Origin of the sequence: Pectobacterium quasiaquaticum, from assembly GCF_014946775.2 — a bacterium.
Taxonomy (GTDB): domain Bacteria; phylum Pseudomonadota; class Gammaproteobacteria; order Enterobacterales; family Enterobacteriaceae; genus Pectobacterium; species Pectobacterium aquaticum.
Genome location: NZ_CP065177.1, coordinates 4,057,263 through 4,076,791, shown reverse-complemented (window position 1 = coordinate 4,076,791; position 19,529 = coordinate 4,057,263). Strand labels below are relative to the sequence as shown.

General features: G+C 53.7%; 17 protein-coding genes and 1 pseudogene. 16 read left to right on the top strand and 2 right to left on the bottom strand.

Annotation, left to right across the window (positions count from 1 at the left end):
- Positions 1–55 precede the first annotated feature (55 nt).
- From glpG to malQ, 4 genes are read left to right on the top strand one after another with little or no spacing between them, the layout of a single operon-like run.
- On the top strand, positions 56–889 hold the full coding sequence (glpG, locus tag IG609_RS18685) for a rhomboid family intramembrane serine protease GlpG (protein WP_193399204.1): 834 nt from the start codon (positions 56–58) through the stop codon (positions 887–889).
- Positions 890–913: 24 nt separating this feature from the next.
- Positions 914–1,672 carry a DeoR/GlpR family transcriptional regulator gene (locus IG609_RS18680; protein ID WP_010277854.1) on the top strand — a complete coding sequence of 253 codons (759 nt, stop codon included), beginning with the start codon at positions 914–916 and terminating at the stop codon, positions 1,670–1,672.
- 42 nt (positions 1,673–1,714) lie between these two features.
- Entirely contained in the window at positions 1,715–4,237 is a 2,523-nt protein-coding gene (gene malP / locus IG609_RS18675) for a maltodextrin phosphorylase (RefSeq protein WP_193399203.1), read from the top strand.
- Between the two features lie 21 nt (positions 4,238–4,258).
- Positions 4,259–6,337 (top strand): 4-alpha-glucanotransferase, encoded by a 2,079-nt coding sequence (gene malQ, locus IG609_RS18670; RefSeq protein WP_193399202.1) that lies wholly within the window; start codon positions 4,259–4,261, stop codon positions 6,335–6,337.
- Positions 6,338–6,405: 68 nt separating this feature from the next.
- Here the strand turns inward: malQ and nfuA are convergent, their stop codons facing one another.
- Entirely contained in the window at positions 6,406–6,981 is a 576-nt protein-coding gene (gene nfuA / locus IG609_RS18665; protein WP_010277845.1) for a Fe-S biogenesis protein NfuA, read from the bottom strand.
- A gap of 60 nt (positions 6,982–7,041) precedes the next feature.
- Positions 7,042–7,743, bottom strand: coding sequence for a DNA utilization protein GntX (gene gntX, locus IG609_RS18660; protein ID WP_193399201.1), 702 nt, complete (start codon positions 7,741–7,743; stop codon positions 7,042–7,044).
- An 85-nt stretch (positions 7,744–7,828) separates the two neighbouring features.
- On the opposite strand from gntX, the gene bioH reads away from it, so the two are divergent.
- The 12 genes and pseudogenes from bioH (at position 7,829) to IG609_RS18600 (ending at position 19,521) form a co-directional block, all read left to right on the top strand.
- Positions 7,829–8,596, top strand: coding sequence for a pimeloyl-ACP methyl ester esterase BioH (bioH, locus tag IG609_RS18655; protein ID WP_193399200.1), 768 nt, complete (start codon positions 7,829–7,831; stop codon positions 8,594–8,596).
- A gap of 173 nt (positions 8,597–8,769) precedes the next feature.
- The gene (gene acrD / locus IG609_RS18650; RefSeq protein ID WP_193399199.1) at positions 8,770–11,880 is read left to right on the top strand and encodes a multidrug efflux RND transporter permease AcrD; all 3,111 of its coding nucleotides are present in this window, start codon (positions 8,770–8,772) and stop codon (positions 11,878–11,880) included.
- 312 nt (positions 11,881–12,192) lie between these two features.
- Positions 12,193–12,672, top strand: a complete 480-nt coding sequence (locus IG609_RS18645; protein WP_039277134.1) for an Hcp family type VI secretion system effector — start codon at positions 12,193–12,195, stop codon at positions 12,670–12,672.
- A gap of 30 nt (positions 12,673–12,702) precedes the next feature.
- Positions 12,703–13,404: a hypothetical protein gene (locus tag IG609_RS18640; RefSeq protein WP_039277137.1), complete on the top strand. Its 702-nt coding sequence runs from the start codon at positions 12,703–12,705 to the stop codon at positions 13,402–13,404.
- A complete protein-coding gene (locus tag IG609_RS18635; RefSeq protein ID WP_226373213.1) occupies positions 13,394–13,801 on the top strand; it encodes a hypothetical protein in 408 nt (135 codons plus the stop codon). The genes IG609_RS18640 and IG609_RS18635 overlap by 11 nt, the downstream gene beginning before the upstream one ends.
- 111 nt (positions 13,802–13,912) lie before the next feature.
- Positions 13,913–14,068: pseudogene (locus IG609_RS18630) on the top strand (efflux RND transporter permease subunit); the annotation flags it as partial.
- 193 nt (positions 14,069–14,261) lie between these two features.
- Positions 14,262–14,606 (top strand): type II toxin-antitoxin system PrlF family antitoxin, encoded by a 345-nt coding sequence (locus tag IG609_RS18625; RefSeq protein WP_180785957.1) that lies wholly within the window; start codon positions 14,262–14,264, stop codon positions 14,604–14,606.
- 5 nt (positions 14,607–14,611) lie between these two features.
- The gene (locus IG609_RS18620; RefSeq protein ID WP_193399197.1) at positions 14,612–15,097 is read left to right on the top strand and encodes a type II toxin-antitoxin system YhaV family toxin; all 486 of its coding nucleotides are present in this window, start codon (positions 14,612–14,614) and stop codon (positions 15,095–15,097) included.
- A 79-nt stretch (positions 15,098–15,176) separates the two neighbouring features.
- Positions 15,177–16,922, top strand: coding sequence for an alkaline phosphatase (locus tag IG609_RS18615; RefSeq protein ID WP_193399196.1), 1,746 nt, complete (start codon positions 15,177–15,179; stop codon positions 16,920–16,922).
- Positions 16,923–16,934: 12 nt separating this feature from the next.
- Positions 16,935–17,414 carry a hypothetical protein gene (locus IG609_RS18610; protein ID WP_039277140.1) on the top strand — a complete coding sequence of 160 codons (480 nt, stop codon included), beginning with the start codon at positions 16,935–16,937 and terminating at the stop codon, positions 17,412–17,414.
- A gap of 8 nt (positions 17,415–17,422) precedes the next feature.
- Positions 17,423–18,115 (top strand): ABC transporter ATP-binding protein, encoded by a 693-nt coding sequence (locus tag IG609_RS18605; RefSeq protein ID WP_193399195.1) that lies wholly within the window; start codon positions 17,423–17,425, stop codon positions 18,113–18,115.
- The gene (locus IG609_RS18600) at positions 18,112–19,521 is read left to right on the top strand and encodes an FtsX-like permease family protein (protein ID WP_193399194.1); all 1,410 of its coding nucleotides are present in this window, start codon (positions 18,112–18,114) and stop codon (positions 19,519–19,521) included. The genes IG609_RS18605 and IG609_RS18600 overlap by 4 nt, the downstream gene beginning before the upstream one ends.
- Positions 19,522–19,529: the final 8 nt, after the last annotated feature.

Sequence of the window (19,529 nt, the reverse complement as noted above, 5' to 3'; positions counted from 1 at the left end):
AAAGAACCTTTATTATCATGCTCCTAACTCAACCTACTCACTGGCGCTTCCCGCTATGATGATTCGCGTTATTGCTCTCTCCAACCCGCGTCTGGCTCAGGCATTTGTTGATTACATGCGTACACAGCAGGTTCATCTGGAAATGCGACCTCAGGGGTATGAAGCTGAACTGTGGCTGGAGGATGAAAGCCAACTGAGCAAGGTTCAGGGTGAACTGGAGATTTTTCTGCGCGACCCGACAAACCCGCGCTATCTGGCTGCCAGTTGGCAAACGGGATCGATGGATACTGGTATTCAATACCAACGCTACTCTTACCTGCAAACGCTGAAGCAAAAGGCAGGCCCGCTGACGCTCTCCCTGATGGTCGTGACGATTGCGGTGTTCATCCTGATGCAAATCTCGGGCTATGAGAGCGTGATGGTATGGCTGGCATTCCCGGCTGAGGGGCAACAGGTCGAGGTGTGGCGCTGGTTCAGTCATGTTTTGTTGCACTTTTCCCTGCTGCACATTTTGTTCAATCTTATGTGGTGGTGGTATCTGGGCGGCCCGGTTGAAAAAGTGCTGGGAACCGGAAAGTTGCTGGTCATCACGCTGGTTTCCGCGCTGGTGAGCGGTTGGGCGCAGTCCTGGTTTAGCGGCACCCATTTTGGTGGCTTGTCTGGCGTGGTCTATGCCCTGATGGGCTATGTCTGGCTACGAGGGGAACGAGAGCCTGACGGTTATTTATCCATGCCGCGCAGTTTGATGGTCTTCGCTTTACTGTGGCTGGTCGCCGGTTATTTCGATATTTTAGGCATGTCGATCGCGAATGCGGCGCATGTGGCTGGTCTGGTTGTCGGGCTATTGATGGCCTTTTGGGACACGTATAATAAAACAAACCCTCGGTAAATCGGGGCGTCTTAGGGGATAAATGTGAAGCAGACACAACGGCATGACGCCATTATTGAGCTGGTGCGCCAGCAGGGCTATGTCAGTACTGAAGAGCTAGTGGAGCATTTTGCGGTGAGCCCGCAGACCATTCGTCGCGATCTGAACGATCTGGCCGAGCAGAATAAAATCCATCGCCACCACGGCGGTGCGGCATTGCCGTCTAGCTCGGTTAACACGGCCTACCATGACCGTAAAATGATGTGGTCGGACGAAAAAGCGCGCATTGCCCGTCGGGTGGCAAGCCAGATTCCAGACGGCGCTACCTTGTTTATCGATATCGGCACCACGCCTGAAGCGGTGGCCTATGCACTGATGCAGCATAAAGATCTGCGCGTCGTCACCAATAACCTGAATGTAGCAACGCTGCTGACGGCAAAAGAGGATTTTCGCCTGATCTTGGCCGGTGGCGAAGTGCGTACCCGCGATGGAGGTATTATGGGTGAGGCGACGCTGGATTTTATCTCTCAGTTCCGTCTGGATTTCGGCATTTTGGGCATCAGTGGTATTGACATGGATGGGTCATTACTGGAGTTTGATTACCATGAAGTGCGCACAAAACGGGCGATTATTGAAAATTCTCGCTGCGTCATGCTGGTGACGGACCATTCCAAGTTTGGTCGTAATGCGATGGTGAATTTGGGTAACATGGATTTGATAGACTATCTTTTTACCGATCAGTCACCACCGCCCAGCGTACTGAAAATCATTGAACAACATAAGGTACAGTTGGAGTTGTGTTGAACTCGATGTGCCTTTTCCATGATGGACAAAGGAGGAGGCACGATGTCAGATTCTTCAAGAAAGTCGGGTTCTGCAAAAGTATCCGGATCGTCAACACGTTCAGCGGCTGCAAAAAAACCAGAGGCTTTAACGCAGCCCGTTTCCTCCACCCATCCTGCTATCGCCTTTGATGCCTCAGAATTTACCGCCGCGTTGCGCCGCCAACAGCGGCTCGGTGGCGTCGCGTCCCTGAACGCGATGACGCCAGTGCAGTGCTGGCGCGCCGTCAGCCTTGCGCTGTCGGAACAACTGCTGATGCACTCCGCGTCGCCCACGTCTTCCACGGCCAATACGCCTCAGCGCCATGTTAACTACCTGTCGATGGAGTTTCTGCCTGGTCGTCTGACGGGCAACAACCTGCTGAATCTGGGCTGGTATGATGCGGTAGCTGCCGTGCTGGCTGAGCAGGGGCTGAACCTGAGCGATATTCTGGAGCAGGAAACCGATCCGGGTTTAGGCAACGGCGGATTGGGTCGGCTGGCATCCTGCTTTCTGGATTCGATGGCGACGGTGGGGCAGCCCGCAACGGGGTACGGCCTCAACTACCAGTATGGCCTGTTCCGTCAGCACTTTGCGCAAGAAAAGCAGCAGGAAACGGCCGATGACTGGCAGCGCGATACCTATCCGTGGTTTTTATCGCGCGCGGAGCTGGCGGTGGATGTCGGGTTTGGCGGGCGTTTGCAACCTCAAACTGACGGCACCTTGCGCTGGCTGCCGGATACCGTTTTCAGAGGTGAAGCTTGTGATCTGCCGGTGATTGGCTATCACAACGGTGCGGCGCAGCCGCTGCGTCTGTGGCGTGCGACGCATCGCGATCCGTTTGATTTGACGCTATTCAACGAAGGGCACTATCTGCGCGCGGCACAGGCTGGGGTTTCCGCCGCCAGCCTGACCAGCGTGCTGTATCCGAATGACAACCACGCGGCGGGCAAACGCCTGCGCCTGATGCAGCAATACTTCCACTGCGCCTGTTCGGTGGCCGACATTCTGCGCCGTCATCTTAAGGCGGGGCGCGCGCTGTCCACGCTGCCGGATTATGAAGTCATCCAGCTTAATGATACTCACCCGACGCTGGCGATCCCCGAACTGATGCGGCTGCTGATGGATGAGCATCAGATACCGTGGAATGAAGCCTGGTCGATAACCGGACGTACCTTTGCCTATACCAACCACACGCTGATGCCGGAAGCGCTTGAGCGCTGGGACGAACGGCTGTTTGGCCGTCTGCTTCCGCGCCACCTGTCTATCATCCGGCAAATTGATACGCAGTTTAAGGCGCAGGTTGAACAGCAATGGCCTGGCGATCGGCAGATATGGGCGAAACTCGCGATTCGCCACCAGCGCCAGATTCGCATGGCAAACCTGTGCGTGGTCAGTTGCTTCGCGGTCAATGGCGTGGCGGCGCTGCATTCGGAACTGGTAGTGAAAGATCTGTTCCCGGAATATCACCAACTGTGGCCGACCAAATTCCATAACGTCACCAACGGCATTACGCCACGCCGCTGGCTAAAGCAGTGTAATCCGGCGCTGTCCGCGCTCATCGACGACACGCTGCACACGCCGTGGGTGAATAATCTGCCTGCGCTGCAAGGGCTAGAGCCCTATGCTGACGATGCTGGCTTTCGTGAGTGTTATCGACAAATCAAGGCCGATAATAAAACGCAGTTGGCGACCTACCTCCGCCAGCAGTACGACATCGTGATCGATCCGCACGCGCTGTTTGATGTGCAAATTAAGCGATTGCATGAGTACAAACGCCAGCATTTGAATCTGCTGCATATCCTCGCGCTCTATCGTCAATTGCGTGACAATCCGCATCTGGATATAGTGCCGCACGTCTTTTTGTTCGGTGCCAAAGCGGCACCGGGCTATGTATTAGCGAAAAACATCATTTATGCCATTAATCGGGTTGCCGCGGTCATTAATCAGGATCGCCGCGTTAACGATCGCCTGAAGGTTGTCTTCCCGCCGGACTATCGCGTCTCGCTGGCCGAACGGGTGATTCCTGCCGCAGATGTGTCTGAACAGATTTCAACGGCAGGTAAAGAAGCGTCCGGTACGGGCAATATGAAGCTGGCGCTGAACGGCGCGCTGACCGTCGGCACGCTGGACGGGGCGAATGTAGAAATGGCGCAGCAGGTCGGTGCAGACAATCTGTTCATTTTCGGTCACACCGTCGAACAGGTAAAAGCGCTACAGGCGCAAGGCTATGAGCCGTCTGACTACCTTGCTGTGACGCCGCTGCTGCGTGAAGTGCTGAACGAGCTAGCGAGCGGCGCGTTCAGTCAGGGGGATAAAAATGCGTTTGCCCCGCTGTTGGATAGCCTGCTGAAACTGGGCGATCCCTATATGTTAATGGCCGATTTTGCACCGTACTGTGAGGTGCAGCAGCGTGTTGATGCGCTTTACCGTGAGCCGGATGAATGGACGCGCCGCTGTGTGTTGAATACCGCCAGAATGGGGATGTTCAGTTCGGACAGGGCGATTCATGATTACCAGACGCGCATTTGGCAGGCGCATCGTTAGGAAAAGGAGAGGGTATTCAAGGTGGATAAACTGGCAAGCCAGCAGACAGGCATCGCGGAAAGCTATACCGATGCGTATGGCAAAGAGCACATTGTTGCGGCCGCAATCAGAGACCAGATTCAGGCAATGATGGACGTTTCTGATAGCGGCAATGCGCCCCTACCGCCTGTTTGTGTCTTTTTGCAAGGCCGGGATGCGGTCATCGAGCTTGCTGGTCACGGTGAATTCCTCTGGACGCTGATGTATGAAAACGGCGGTCAAATTCAAGGACAGATAACGGGCGGCTCAACGCTGGCGCTGCCGGGTGTGCTGCCGCTGGGCTACCACTACCTGACGCTGACGCAGGCCGACCAGCGCTGGAGCTGCCGGATTATTGTCGCGCCGCATCGCTGCTATGAACCCGAAGCCTTACTACAGGGTAAACGCTGGTGGGGCGTTACCGTCCAGCTTTACACCTTACGTTCGCAGAACAACTGGGGCGTCGGGGATTTTGGCGACCTGCGCCAACTGGTGGAGCAAATTGCCCGACGCGGCGGTGCCTTTGTGGGGCTGAACCCGCTGCATTCGCTGTATCCCGCATTGCCAGAGGCTGCGAGCCCTTACAGCCCTTCCTCTCGGCATTGGCTGAACATTATTTATATCGATGTCAATTGGATCGATGATTTTCAGCAGAGTGGGGAAGCGCAGGCATGGTGGCACCGTGAGGATACGCAAAGCGCAATCGTTTCGCTGCGTGCGGGGCGCTGGGTCGATTATGAACCGGTGACGGCGCTTAAGCTGACCGCCTTACGGCTGGCTTTCCGCTACTTTACGACACGCAGTGCGCTGGACCCGCGCATTAGCGCCTTTCGTCAGTTTGTCGTCAGCGGCGGGCAGAGTTTACAGCTTCAGGCGACGTTTGATGCGTTGCAGGCTCACCTGAAAAAACAGGGCGAGAATTATGCGGACTGGCACCAGTGGCCGGCCAGCTATCATGATGTACACAGCGAAACCGTAAAATCCTTCCGCCGTGAATACCACGACGAGATTACGTTCTACAGTTGGCTGCAATGGGTGGCGCACGAGCAACTCGCGGAGTGCTACGCGCACAGTAAACAGCTTGGCTTACCGCTCGGCCTGTATCGTGATTTAGCCGTTGGCGTTGCACAAGGTGGCGCGGAAACTTGGGACGAACGGCAGCTCTATTGTCTTGATGCCTCTATCGGCGCACCGCCGGACCCGCTCGGGCCACAGGGACAAGACTGGCAGCTTGCGCCGATGAATCCCACCATGATGCAACTGCGTGGCTATCAACCGTTTATCGACGTCCTGCGCAGCAACATGGCGCACTGTGGTGCGCTGCGTATCGATCACGTGATGGCGCTCTTGCGCCTGTGGTGGATCCCCAAGGCGGAGTCGGCGGGCAATGGGGCTTACGTGCATTATCCGGTTGACGATCTGCTGGCGGTGCTGGCGCTGGAAAGTCAGCGTCATCGCTGCCTGATTATCGGTGAGGATTTAGGCACGGTGCCACCAGAAATTGTCAGCAAGCTGCATGATTACGGTATCTATTCTTACAAGGTGCTGTTCTTTGAAAAAGACGATGCGAACCACTTCCGCGCACCGGAAGATTATCCGCGGCAGGCGATGGCAACCATCACCACTCACGACCTCCCGACGCTGCGTGGCTACTGGCAAACCGTGGACTTATCGCTTGGGCGGGAGTTAGGTTTGTATCCTACGGAGGCGTTGTTGCAGGAGCAGATGCAGCAGCGTGAGAAAGCGAAACAGGGGCTGCTTAATGCGTTACACGAGTTCGGGCTATTGCCGCAGCGGGTTGGCCGCAACTCATCGCTGACGACAATGGGCGCACCGCTAAGCCGTGGCGTTCATCGCTATGTCGCTGACAGCGCAAGCGCACTAGTGGGATTCCAACTGGAAGACTGGTTGGATATGGCGACACCGGTCAATGTGCCAGGCACCAATCGTGAATACCCTAACTGGCGGCGCAAGCTCACGCGTCCGCTGGAGTCGATCTTCGCTGACCGCTGCCTTGAACGATTGGTTCGGGATATGGATTTGCGCCGTGGCGCACCGATGAAAACGCAGAAAGCCGAATAACAGAATGAATACTCTTCCTCCCCGGAGTCGGGGGAGGAAAAGCAAGGATCAATCAGCAGGGGAGAGGATTAATAGTAGGAGTGCTCGCCGCGCTGGTGTTCGGTGAGATCTCTCACGCCTTTCAGCTCAGGGAAGGTTTGCAGCAGCTCTTTCTCAATCCCTTCTTTCAGCGTGACGTCAACCATAGAACAACCGTTACAGCCGCCGCCAAATTGCAGAATCGCCAGACCGTCATCGGTAATTTCCATCAGCGTCACACGGCCGCCGTGGCCCGCCAGCTGTGGGTTGATCTGCGATTGCAGCACATACTCCACGCGTTCCATCAGAGGGGCGTTGTCGTCCACTTTACGCATTTTGGCGTTCGGCGCTTTCAGCGTGAGCTGAGAACCTAGCTGGTCGGTTACGAAGTCGATTTCAGCGTCTTCCAGATAAGGGGCGCTGAGTTCGTCCACATAAGCGGAAATCTTTTCAAACTTCAGTACGGTATCGCTGGCTTCTACGGCATCCGGCGGGCAATACGACACGCCACACTCGGCGTTTGGCGTACCTGGATTGATAACAAATACGCGAATCTGTGTGCCTTCTTCCTGTTTTGCCAACAGTTTCAGGAAATGCTCCTGAGCAGCATCGGTAATACGGATCATAAGAGTAAGCTCGATAGTTGACTGCACTTATCGGTTATAATACGCCCATCCTCCCTCCGACTACAAGGTTCGGCACAAACACCAGACCTGAACGCCTGCCGCGCCTTGAGCCAGCAGTAGCCTGCTGATTTCGGCTGCGGTACTGCCCGTCGTGACCACATCATCCAGTAAAACCACCTGTTGCCCAGACAGCGAGACATCACAGGAAAATGCACCCCGCAGATTTCGTCGCCGCGCGCTGGCGCTGAGCGTTTGCTGTAGCGGCGTGCGTCGGGTACGCTGCAATTCGCGTGGCTCGTAAGTACAGTTCAGCCAGCGGGCGAGAGGCCGAGCGAGCAGCTCGGTCTGGTTGAAGCCACGCCGCCACTGGCGGTTTCGGTGCAGGGGAACAGTGAACAGTCGGTCAGGACGAAACAGAGGAACGTGTCCGGTGAGTTTTCGTTCGCGGTAGGTCGTCTGCCAGCGCAGCAACAGTTGTCGAGCGAGTACCGCTGCCAGTTCGGTTTTACCGTGAAACTTGAAATGCTTCAGCAGTGTGTTGAACGGTGGCGCGTAGTCGCTGATAAAGGTCATCGATTGCCAGGGCGGCGGGTTTTGCAGGCAGCGCCCGCACTGATGTGTTGTGTCACCAGAGGGCAAGCCACAGCGCGGGCAGCAGAGAGGCAAACGCGGCAAATGGCGCTGGCAGTACGAGCAAATACCCTGCTGGCTGTGATGAAGCGGCAATAAGCATAGCCAGCAGCGTGCGGAGATGGTTAACATTGTTTTCCTTAACGATCGTTTTCCCTGAAATATATTGACCCCCCATGCAAACGTGAAGGGGTTTCCTGAGGAAGGAAGATAACTGATGGCAGCGTTGTATTGGCAGACCGAAGGCGCAGGAAATACGGATCTTGTGTTGCTGCACGGATGGGGATTGAATGCGCAGGTATGGCAAAGCATTATTGCGCGACTCGCTCCGCATTTTCGTCTGCATCTGGTCGATCTGCCGGGCTATGGCAGAAGTCAGGGATTGGGGCCGATGCCGTTAAGCGATATGGCAGATTGCGTACTGGCACAGGCACCGGAGCGTGCCATCTGGTTAGGGTGGTCGCTGGGCGGACTGGTTGCCAGCCATATTGCGTTGAGCACCCCTGCGCGGGTGGAAAAGCTGATTACCGTGGCGTCATCGCCCTGTTTCAGCGCACAGGACGGTTGGCCGGGCATCAAACCGGACGTCTTGCTGGGGTTTCAACAGCAGCTCAGTGAAGATTTTCAGCGTACGGTCGAGCGGTTTTTGGCGCTGCAAACGCTGGGAACGGAAAGCGCACGGCAGGATGCCCGACTGTTAAAGAGTGTGGTGCTGGAACAGCCGACGCCGTCAGTCGAGGTATTAAACGGCGGGCTGGCCATATTGCGCGAAGCGGATTTACGCCAGTCGTTAGCCGACTTGGATATGCCGTTCCTGCGGCTCTATGGTGCCTTAGACGGGCTGGTGCCGCGCAAGGTTGCCGGATTGCTGGATGCGCAGTGGCCGAACTCGACGTCTGTAGTGATTCCAAAGGCCGCGCATGCGCCGTTTATCTCGCATCCCGATGCGTTTACCGAGCAGGTGATCGCGTTCGCGCAGGCCTAGCCGACGATAATTTACATTTTCTCCTCAATTTCTCCACGATTTAGCCGACGTCGGCAGTTAAGGTAATTCGGCACCCTGTGCGCAGGGTTTTCTCTGGGTTGAATTCTGTTTGAATATAAGTAGGCTGCTCGTGAAGCAGCCACGTTAAAATATGGCTGAGGAGTGTTGGAGAGATGGCGAACTTTTTTGTCGACCGTCCCATTTTTGCGTGGGTGCTGGCTATCCTTCTCAGCCTGTGTGGTATGTTGGCGATCAAGTCATTGCCGCTGGAACAGTATCCCGATCTGGCCCCGCCCAGCGTGCGAATCACTGCGAGCTACCCTGGTGCATCGGCGCAGACGCTGGAAAATACCGTCACACAGGTTATCGAGCAAAGCATGACCGGGCTGGATAACCTAATGTACATGTCCTCGGACAGCAGCAACACCGGGCAAGCCAGAGTCATGCTGACCTTTGAAGCAGGCACCGATCCCGATGAAGCCCGTCAGCAGGTACAAAACCAGCTTCAATCCGCTATCCGCAAGCTGCCTCAGGAAGTCCAGCAGCAGGGCGTCACCGTGAGTAAAACCGGCGATACCAATATTCTGATGGTCGCGTTTGTCTCTACCGATGGCAGCATGGACAAGCAGGATATCGCCGATTATGTCGCGACGAATATTCAGGAACCGATTAGCCGTATCAGCGGGGTGGGTGAGGTTTCTGCGTATGGATCGCAATATGCGATGCGCATCTGGCTGGATCCGGCCAAACTGATGGATTATGCGCTGACGACCAGCGACGTAGTGCGGGCGATTGAATCGCAGAACAGTCAGGTCTCGGTAGGGCAGGTCGGCGGCGTGCCGTCTGTGGATAATCAGGTGCTTAACGCGACAATCAATGCGCAGTCGCTGTTAGAGACGCCGCAGCAGTTTCGCGATATCACGCTGCGCGTCAAGCAGGATGGTTCCGCCGTGACGTTAGCTAACGTTGCGGAAGTTGAACTGGGCGCTGAACGCTACGATTTTCTCAGTCGTTTCAACGGCCAGTCCGCCTCCGGTCTAGGGGTGACGCTGGCGTCTGGCGCGAATGAGCTGGAAACCGATAAGCGCGTCAGAAAACGTATCGAGGAGCTGTCGCAGTACTTCCCGCACGGACTGGAAGCCAAAATCGCTTTCGAAACCTCCCCTTTTGTTAAAGCCTCTATCACCGATGTGGTGAAAACCCTGTTTGAAGCGGTGCTGCTGGTCTTTCTGGTGATGTACCTGTTCCTGCAGAATTTCCGCGCCACGCTGATCCCTACGATTGCGGTGCCGGTGGTGTTGCTCGGCACGTTTGCCGTGCTGTATGCCTTCGATTTTAGCCTGAATACGCTGACGATGTTCGCGATGGTGCTGGCGATTGGCCTGCTGGTTGACGATGCCATTGTGGTAGTGGAAAACGTAGAACGGGTGATGAGCGAAGAAGGACTCTCACCACGCGAGGCGACGCGAAAATCGATGGGGCAGGTGCAAGGGGCGCTGGTCGGGATCGCGCTGGTGCTGTCCGCCGTATTTGTGCCGATGGCCTTCTTTGGCGGCACGACGGGCGCGATCTACCGCCAGTTCTCCATCACGATTGTGACCTCAATGATTCTGTCGGTGCTGGTGGCGATGATTCTGACGCCCGCGCTGTGCGCGACGTTGCTCAAGCCGCTCGCTAAAGGTCAACATCATGGCCGCAAAGGGTTCTTCGGCTGGTTTAACCGGAGCTTTACCCGCACGTCGCTGAAGTATGAACGCGGCGTCGGCAAGATATTGATCAACAGCGGACGCTGGCTGCTGCTGTATATGGGCATCATCGGGATTATGGCCTTCCTGTTTTTCCGGCTGCCGACCTCGTTTCTGCCGCAGGAAGATCGCGGTGTGTTCACGACACAAGTGCAGCTCCCGCCGGGTTCGACACAGCAGCAGACCTTACAGGTGGTCAACAAGATTGAGCAGTACTATCTCACGAAGGAAAAAGACACCGTGACGTCCGTGTTTTCCACCATCGGCTCGGGGCCAGGTGGAAACGGGCAGAACGTAGCACGGCTGTTTGTACGTCTTAAAGACTGGGATGAACGCACCACGCCAGAGAGCAGCTCGTTTGCGATTATCGAACGCGCAACCAAAGCCTTTCGTTATATTCAAGAAGCGCGTGTGTTCGCCAGTAGCCCGCCATCAATTAACGGGCTGGGGAGTGCCGCGGGTTTCTCCATGCAGCTACAGGATCGCGCGGGGCTGGGACACGGTGCGCTGATGGCCGCACGAGATCAACTATTAAACATGGCTGACAGCAATCCCGAACTGACGCGCGTGCGGCACAACGGTCTGGATGATAGCGCACAGCTGCGGATTCATATCGATCAGCGCAAAGCACAGGCGCTGGGTGTGTCGGTAGATGACATTAACAGCACGTTGAAAACGGGCTGGGGCTCGACCTATGTGAATGACTTCCTCGACCGCGGTAGGGTGAAGAAAGTCTACGTTCAGGCGGCGGCGACGTTCCGCATGCTGCCGGACGATGTCAGCAAATGGTATGTGCGCAACAACAGCGGCGGCATGGTGCCGTTCAGCGCGTTTGCGCAAACCGTCTGGGAAACCGGCTCGCCGCGTCTTGAGCGTTACAACGGTTATTCCTCGCTGGAGATTGTCGGCGAGGCGACGCCGGGCGTTAGTACCGGCACGGCGATGAATGTCATGGAATCGCTGGTGGCGAAGTTGCCGGAAGGCTTTGGGTTGCAGTGGACGGGCATGTCTTTACAGGAGCGATTGAGCGGAGCGCAGGCACCGGCGCTGTATGCCATTTCGCTGCTGGTGGTGTTCCTCTGTCTGGCTGCGCTCTATGAAAGCTGGACGGTGCCGTTCTCCGTCATGCTGGTGGTGCCGATGGGCGTGCTGGGGGCGCTGGTGGCAACCTGGGCGCGCGGTCTGGAAAACGATGTCTATTTTCAGGTTGGGCTACTGACGGTGGTCGGGCTATCGGCGAAGAATGCCATTCTGATAGTGGAATTCGCTAACGAAATGAACCAGAAAGGGAAGGACTTGGTTGAGGCCACGCTGGAGGCTTCCCGTCAGCGACTGCGGCCGATCTTGATGACGTCACTGGCGTTTGTTTTCGGTGTTTTGCCGATGGCGACCAGCAGCGGTGCGGGCTCGGCCAGTCAGCATGCGGTGGGAACGGGCGTGATTGGCGGGATGCTGGCTGCGACTTTCCTCGCGATTTTCTTCGTGCCGCTGTTCTTTGTTGTCGTGCGCCACCGCTTTCCGTTAAAGGAGAAGGCATGATGGTGCCACAGTGGTTTAATAAAGACGAGTAATGCACTTGTCTGGCTACTCTCTTAACGGTGCGTGGTCAGACAACAATTTCATTGTCTGTGTGTGATGTAATTAACCTGAAACTGGCGAGTATATTCACTACAGCGTGCTACCAAATAAATATGTGTGAAATTATTTATTCAACATTTCATAATCATACTAATTAGATATATGACTGCTAAGTAAAAGCAGTAATGATATTACCTTTGATCTTTAAAATATTTTATGATAAAAATTTAGTTAGGATGCATTAATTTTCAAGGGAATGAATAGGAGTAGTAAATGGCTAGTATTATCTATTTAAAAATTAACGGTGAGAGACAAGGCCTCATATCGGCAGGCGCATCCTCGGTAGATTCGATTGGTAACAAATATCAATCAGGGCATGAGGATGAAATTTTTATATATGAGTTAATGAATCAATTTACGCGACTGGAAAATGTGTCTCTTCATCCGGTTGATATAAGAAAGCCAATAGATAAATCCACACCGCTTTTAGCTCAGGCTTTGAATGATAAAGAAAAATTAAATTGCGAATTTTTATTGTATAGAACGTCATCCTTAGGTGGGCATGAAGCTTTTTTTAAAATATCGTTAAAAGATGCGATCATTAATGATATTCGTTATTTTTATCCCCACTCATTGACGGATAATGATGGTCAACCTCAGGAAAATGTATCATTTAAGTTTTCATCAATAACATTGGAGCATGTTATTGCTCGTACGAGTAGTTATATGCTATGGAGTGATTCAATTTATTGATTTCTAGAAATCCAAGGACGGATAAAGTAAATGAGTAAGCGATCAGAAATATTGGATGTCAATCAGGTAATATCAGCGAAGTATGGTATCATTTACACCGAAATATTAGGTTGGGTAGATTTGGGGCATGCATCAGGTGATGACATCAGGAGTGTTTTGTCTCAAATGGAATTAGGTGAAAGTAAGCTCGATAAGTTTTATCATATTCGTTATGAACAAAACATGTTCGTTAAACGAAAGCTGGCAGGTACTGCTAAGTACAGTCTTTGGAAAATACGCCGAGGACGCTTACTATCTGAACGCCATAGTATCGCTCTTGCTATGATGATGAGAACGGGCATAGCATTTGAAGGGATGCAAGATAGTTGGCCTTTTAGCTGGGCTACAGACAGTGGCTTTAGTGGAGAAGACCTTGTGTCCGATTTGCTTGGGTTTTATCGAGCAATCCATGGTAAAAATTATCTTTCTGACTTAAAACCTGTTAGCAAAAGTGAGTCAATTAAACGATGGGATTATTATGGCGCTATTGGCAACTTTAAGAATAAAGGGTTTAGGCCTTTGTTGTTTCCTGATCCATCAAAATCACCAAACGCAAGGCCTTATCCAGGTGAATTACCCAGTTTTATGAAATCAGTGAAGCCATATTCAAATTTCGATTCTGGTGATGTTGTAATTGTAAATGACAGTGATTTTGGCGTGTATTTAAACAATAAGAGAGTCTATGGTGATTAATAAGAATATTGTTTTTTTTGCTTTTATAGCGATGACAGTATGTGTATTAATTAAACTAATGACTATTGATAGTCTTTCTTATACGAAAGAAAATTGGTTTTATGACCATTTTTTCTCAATGGAAGTTATAAGGGAGACTCCCCTTGTCTCTCAGGACTATTACATAACCTATTCAGCCCGTGATGGTAATAAACCTGAGGCAAATATAATATTTTTCATGGGAACAGCGGATCAATCAAAATTGGAAAGCTATTTAATAGCTAAAGGGTTTATTCCTGAAAATATTGATGCTAATACTATCCACTGGCGTTCGCTGTCTTATAGTGAATATGACGTTTATCTGAGTGTCTACCCTGATAAAAATGAAATTATTATGGCGGCAATCACTCTTGATTAGGGGGAATATAACGACAGTGCTGGTTTTTGCTTTTATCTCCGTCATACTTGGAGTTGTAGGTTCTCTGAGTTTTCCTGCTTACCCTATATTCTAAATAATTTAAGTTGTGCGATGGCGACCAGCAGCGGCGCGGGTTCAGCCAGTCAGCATGCGGTGGGAACGGGCGTGATTGGCGGGATGCTGGCTGCCACCTTCCTTGCCATCTTCTTCGTGCCGCTGTTCTTGGTTGTCGTGCGCCGCCGCTTTCCGTTAAAGGAGAAGGCATGATGGTGTTGCGGTTGCTCTCTTCATAATGAAGAGGAGTAATGCATTTGCATTGGTAATGCATTTGCATTATTCTTCCAGTAGGTCGCGAAATAATCGACATTCAAACACGGAGAATCAATGCGCAATATCGCGTTTTCTCCGGCATGACTACGTTTGGAACTGGACACTGACGCGCGATACTGAGGATTAAAAAATGTTTGATTTAAAATCAGCGGATGTGTTGTTGCGCGCCGATAGTCGCTTAACGGCGCGTAGTCAGACAACGATTCCATCGTCTGTGCGTGATGCAATGAACCTGCAACCTGGGGAGTACATTCATTATAGCGTGCTACCGGGGGGGCAAGTGCTGATCAGTCGGCGTGAAGAGGTGATAGATGATGACCCCGTTATTCATCACTTTTTGCATTTTTTGGCTGAAGATATGCAACGTCATCCAGAAAATATTAAGCCGTTTGATCAATCGCTTATGTCACGTGCGAGTGTGTTAACCGCAGGGATGGATATTGATCTGGATGCACCGCTTACTGACGACGAGTGAGCAAAATGGTTGATAAGCGAGTAATAAATGGGTGGCAGCTATTTACGCATCCTTGTTTTGATGCGCAGTTTGAGTCTCTTATTGTTGAAGTTGAGCAACTGCGCAAGAAATATCCAGAATCTTACCAGAAAAAGCAGGCAACTAAGCTATTGGCTGCAATAGTCAAAGTCATCCGTACTGAGATTTGTGGCGATCCGTCCCAAACGAAGTTTAGACAAGGCGATACGCTAGGCGGAGGTAACAAACATTGGTTCAGGGCAAAATTTCTGGGTCAGTATCGGTTATTTTTTCGCTATAGCGAGAGACATAAAACTATCATCCTTGCCTGGGTCAATGATTCAGACACTAAACGAGCATATGGCGATCAGCATGATGCTTATAAAGTTTTTAGCGGCATGCTAGCAAGCGGGAATCCGCCGGGAGATTGGGAGCAACTGCTCGCTGAATCCCATAGTGAGGCCATGCTTACGCAAATGCTCGTGCGGCCGTAATTTTTAAGGAAATTCATCAAACTGTAAAAAAAGGTAACTACGTTATGTCTTGCTAAACTACGCAACCAAGGACATAACAATGAAAGCTCGCTGGTTACTGCCTTTACTGATTTCTGCTGCGCTGCCAGGAATGGTGCAGGCTCAGGCCATTTATCCCATTGACCGCGCCACCATGTTGGCGGGCGGGAAATTCGATTTTAAAGTCGAGTTTGATGAAGTACTTAAGCCGGAAGATATTCGCATTCTGATCAACGGCAAGGATTACCAGCAGGTGCTGGGCAAAACGGCATCGTTTGTTGAGCGTGAAGACGGCGGCAACGCGTCCACGATCTGGCTGCGAGACGTGAACTTGCCGGAAGCGGGCAAGTATGTGGTAGAGGCGGAAGCCAAAGGCAAAAAGACGCAGGTGAACTGGGACGTTTATTCCGCGTCCGGCACGCGTAAAGCCAAAAACGTGATTCTGTTCATCGGCGATGGCCTGTCCGTTGCGCACCGTACTGGCGCGCGCATCCTGTCCAAAGGGGTGACGGAAGGGAAAGCTGATGGTCGTCTGGCGATTGATGATCTGCAATATATGGCGTTTGCCGGCACGTCCAGTACCGACTCTATCGCGGCCGATAGCGCCAACACCATGAGCGCCTACATGACCGGTCACAAATCCGGTGTGAACGCGCTGGGTGTGTACGTCAGCCGTAGCAAAAATTCACTGGAGCACCCAAAGCAGGAAACGCTGGGTGAGCTGCTGACCCGTTCTACCAAGATGTCTGTCGGCGTCGTCAGTGATGCTGAACTTCAGGATGCTACGCCAGCGGCGGTTGTCTCTCACACGCGTCGTCGTGCGGATAAAGCCGAAATCGTTGAGATGTTCTACAACGTGCAGCCTACGGTCATGCTGGGCGGCGGTTCTGCCTACTTCCTGCCGAAAAGCACGCCGGGCTCTAAGCGTAAAGACGAAACCAACTACGTTGAGAAATTCCAGCAGGCGGGCTATTCACTGGTTACCGATGCGGATTCACTGAAGAAAAATGCCGCGCAGGCCACCAAGCTGCTGGGGCTGTTCCACACCGGCAACATGGATGGCGTGATGGATCGTCGCTTCCTGAAAAATGACGTCGCCAAGAAATTCCCGAACCAGCCTGACCTGACCGACATGACGCAGGCGGCGCTGGATGTGCTGTCCAAAAACCAAGACGGCTTCTTCCTGATGGTGGAATCCGCGCTGATCGACAAAGCATCCCACCCGTTGGATTGGGAACGTGCTTTCACGAACACCATCATGCTGGATCAGTCTGTCGCCATCGCCAAGAAATTTGCCGAGAAAAACCCAGATACGATGATTATTGTGACGGGTGACCATACACACGGCCTGTCTATCATCGGTACTGTGGACGACAGCAAGCCAGGCACCGAGATGCGTGAGAAGGTCGGCGTGTATGAAGATGCGGGCTATCCGAACTATAAGGATGCCAACAAAGACGGCTACCCGGATGACCTGAACGTTTCTAAACGTCTGGCGGTGTTCTTCAACAACTTCCCTGACTATTACGAGACGTTCCGTCCGAAGCTGGATAACCAGTTCGTTCCTGCTATCAAGAATGAAAAAGATGAATATGTCGCCAACAAAGCCTACGAGAAAGTGCCGGGCGCGGTATTCCGTGAAGGGATCCTGCCACGCTCTTCCGATACGGGTGTTCATGCCGTTGACGACATGGTGATTCAGGCGAGCGGCCCAGGTGCAGAGCGTATCCGTGGTTACATGGAAAACACCGATCTGTTCCGGGTGATTGTTGATGCACTGGCGGTGAAACCGCAGGACAAAAAGTAATCCTACGACGCTATGAATAATGCGAAATGCAGCAAAGCGGGGGCGACCCCGCTTTTATTCTCTTGGCTGCGCGCGGTGCTGGTGCTCCTCCTCCTCGGTGGTATCGCCCCGGTGAAAGCCGCGCAGTCTGAACTCTCCTTCGACAAGCTGTACGCCTCTTACGGCGTGCTGGGTCTGGAATTCTCCAATGACGTCAAAGCGCTCTCCGGCAAACGGGTAAAAATGCGCGGCTTCATGGCGCCGCCGCTCAAGGCGGAGTCACAATTCTTTGTCTTAACCAAAATGCCGATGGCGCTGTGCCCCTTCTGTTCGTCTGATGCGGACTGGCCTGAAGATATCCTCGTCGTTTACCTCGCCAAACGTCAGACCTTCGTACAGAACAACACCATGATTGAGGTGGAAGGCGTGCTGGAGCACGGATCGTGGACCGACCCTGAAACGGGTTTTGTCAGCCTGCTGCGACTGCGTGAAGCCACGTTCGATACCCTTTAGGAGCACTGATGGCGGAGTTATTGATTCAACACCTGAGTGTGACCTTCCCCGATACGTCCGAGGCCGTGCTGGCTATTCCCGCGCTGTCTATTCGTTCTGGCGAGCGGGTTGCGGTGATGGGGCCTTCCGGCTCTGGTAAAACCACGCTGGTGAATGCTATTACCGGGATGGATCACAGCGGAACGGGCTGTGTGCAGTGGGAAAAACAGGATATCTGGCAGATGAACGAAGCGGAACGCGACCGCTGGCGGGCGCAGCATATTGGGCTGGTGATGCAGGATTTCCACCTGTTCCCCGGCCTGAGTGCGATAGAGAACGTCTTACTGCCTGCGCAGTTTCACCACTGGCGGATCCCCGCGGCGCTCAGGCAGCGGGCGGCAGATTTGCTGGCACAGGTCGGGTTGGATACCGCGAAACGTCCGATTGAAGTGCTATCACGCGGCGAGAAGCAGCGGGTGGCGGTCGCAAGAGCCTTGCTCAGCAAGCCTGACATTATCATCGCCGATGAGCCAACGGCCAGTTTGGATGCGCACAGCGGTGAGCAGATTGCCGACCTGCTGGTGACGCTGGCGCGCGCGAGTCGCGCGACGCTTATCGCGATTACGCACGATGCACGTCTGGCTTCACAGATGTCGCGCTGTATTCAACTGGAAAAAGGACGCCTCGTGGCGGACACGTTGCATCAGGAGGATCGCGCATGATTCCTTGGCGTCTTATTTGGGTCGACTGGCGTCGGCTCTGGCCGGGTGTGCTGGTCGTAGTATTGCTGATCGCCGTGGCGACGGCGTTAAGTATTTCGGTGAGTTTGCAGGAAAGAGCGCTACGTATGGGCAGCGCCAAAGCGGCTGACCGTTTCGATCTGGTGATTGGTGCGCCGGGGAGCGAAACCCAACTGGTGCTGTCATCTGTGTTTCTGCAACCGTCGGCGCTGACACTGGTTCCTGCGCAGGTGCTGACCGATCTGGAGAAGAACCCGCTGGTTGCCTGGGCGGCACCGGTCGCGTTTGGTGATTTCTATCAGGGGATGCCGATTGTTGGCACCACGCCGCCGCTGGTCACGGATAACGGTAAGCGGCAACTTACCGCCGGACGCGTGTTCAACGACGGCTTTGAGGCTGTGGTAGGCGCGCAAACGGGGCTGACGGTGGGGAGTACGTTCAGCCCGATTCATGGTCAGGTGGGAACGGAAGGGGCGCACGCGCACGATGATGTCACCTACACCGTTGTCGGTGTTTTACCTGCTGACGGCAGCGCGTGGGATAAAGCGATTCTGGTGCCGGTGAACGCGGTGTGGCGAGTACACGGCATCCATCCACCGCATGCTGCGGACGATGATCACGACCACAATGAGCATGAGGGGGAACATGATCATGAAAGTGAACATGACGGTCATTCGCATGATGAAACCACGCAGGCGGAAGGCGAACAGCATGCCGATGAGCATCACAACGAAGCTCATCCTGCGGAAGGCGCGGAAAGTGATGATCATCATGCTGTTGTCGCTCAGCCGGTAACGGCGTCACATGCCGACGAGCACGGCGAGGAAGAAGCGCATGGACACGCACATCAGGCGGGGTTGCCCGCTATTGTCGTTAAACCGAAAACGATCGCAGGTGCTTATCAACTGCGTTCGCTGTATCGCAGCAACATGACGCTGGCGGTGTTCCCTGGCGAAGTGCTGGTGAAGCTCTACTCGATGCTGGGCGACATTCGTGAACTGCTGACCTATATCTCGCTGGGAACGCAGGGATTAGTCGGCGTCGCGGTGGCGATGGTGGCGGTTATCCACCTGCGGCAGCGACAGAAACAGATCGGCGCTCTGCGTGCTTTTGGCGCGCCGCGCTACGGCATTTTCACGCTGATTTGGAGCGGGTTGATGTCGCTGGTGAGCGTCGGCGTGCTGCTGGGTGTCGGTCTGGGTTATCTTGCCGCCCGTGCGATAGCGGTGGTCATGAGCGAGAAAAGCGGCTTCGTCCTGCCAGTGACGCTGGAATGGGAAGACATCCACTTCGTTCTGCTCCTGTTACTGGTCGCCGCCGTGGTGCTCACCATTCCCGCGATGTTGTCTTACCGCCAATCTCCCGCCACGGCACTGCGTGGTGAGTAAGCCGCGAC

Coding starts and splice junctions, on each gene's coding strand:
- IG609_RS18600 (WP_193399194.1), top strand. CDS start 18,112: ATGATTCCTTGGCGTCTTATTTGGGTCGACTGGCGTCGGCTCTGGCCG.
- IG609_RS18610 (WP_039277140.1), top strand. CDS start 16,935: ATGAATAATGCGAAATGCAGCAAAGCGGGGGCGACCCCGCTTTTATTC.
- IG609_RS18635 (WP_226373213.1), top strand. CDS start 13,394: ATGGTGATTAATAAGAATATTGTTTTTTTTGCTTTTATAGCGATGACA.
- acrD (WP_193399199.1), top strand. CDS start 8,770: ATGGCGAACTTTTTTGTCGACCGTCCCATTTTTGCGTGGGTGCTGGCT.
- IG609_RS18645 (WP_039277134.1), top strand. CDS start 12,193: ATGGCTAGTATTATCTATTTAAAAATTAACGGTGAGAGACAAGGCCTC.
- IG609_RS18605 (WP_193399195.1), top strand. CDS start 17,423: ATGGCGGAGTTATTGATTCAACACCTGAGTGTGACCTTCCCCGATACG.
- malP (WP_193399203.1), top strand. CDS start 1,715: ATGTCAGATTCTTCAAGAAAGTCGGGTTCTGCAAAAGTATCCGGATCG.
- IG609_RS18620 (WP_193399197.1), top strand. CDS start 14,612: ATGGTTGATAAGCGAGTAATAAATGGGTGGCAGCTATTTACGCATCCT.
- IG609_RS18625 (WP_180785957.1), top strand. CDS start 14,262: ATGTTTGATTTAAAATCAGCGGATGTGTTGTTGCGCGCCGATAGTCGC.
- glpG (WP_193399204.1), top strand. CDS start 56: ATGATGATTCGCGTTATTGCTCTCTCCAACCCGCGTCTGGCTCAGGCA.
- nfuA (WP_010277845.1), bottom strand. CDS start 6,981: ATGATCCGTATTACCGATGCTGCTCAGGAGCATTTCCTGAAACTGTTG.
- bioH (WP_193399200.1), top strand. CDS start 7,829: ATGGCAGCGTTGTATTGGCAGACCGAAGGCGCAGGAAATACGGATCTT.
- gntX (WP_193399201.1), bottom strand. CDS start 7,743: ATGTTAACCATCTCCGCACGCTGCTGGCTATGCTTATTGCCGCTTCAT.
- IG609_RS18640 (WP_039277137.1), top strand. CDS start 12,703: ATGAGTAAGCGATCAGAAATATTGGATGTCAATCAGGTAATATCAGCG.
- IG609_RS18615 (WP_193399196.1), top strand. CDS start 15,177: ATGAAAGCTCGCTGGTTACTGCCTTTACTGATTTCTGCTGCGCTGCCA.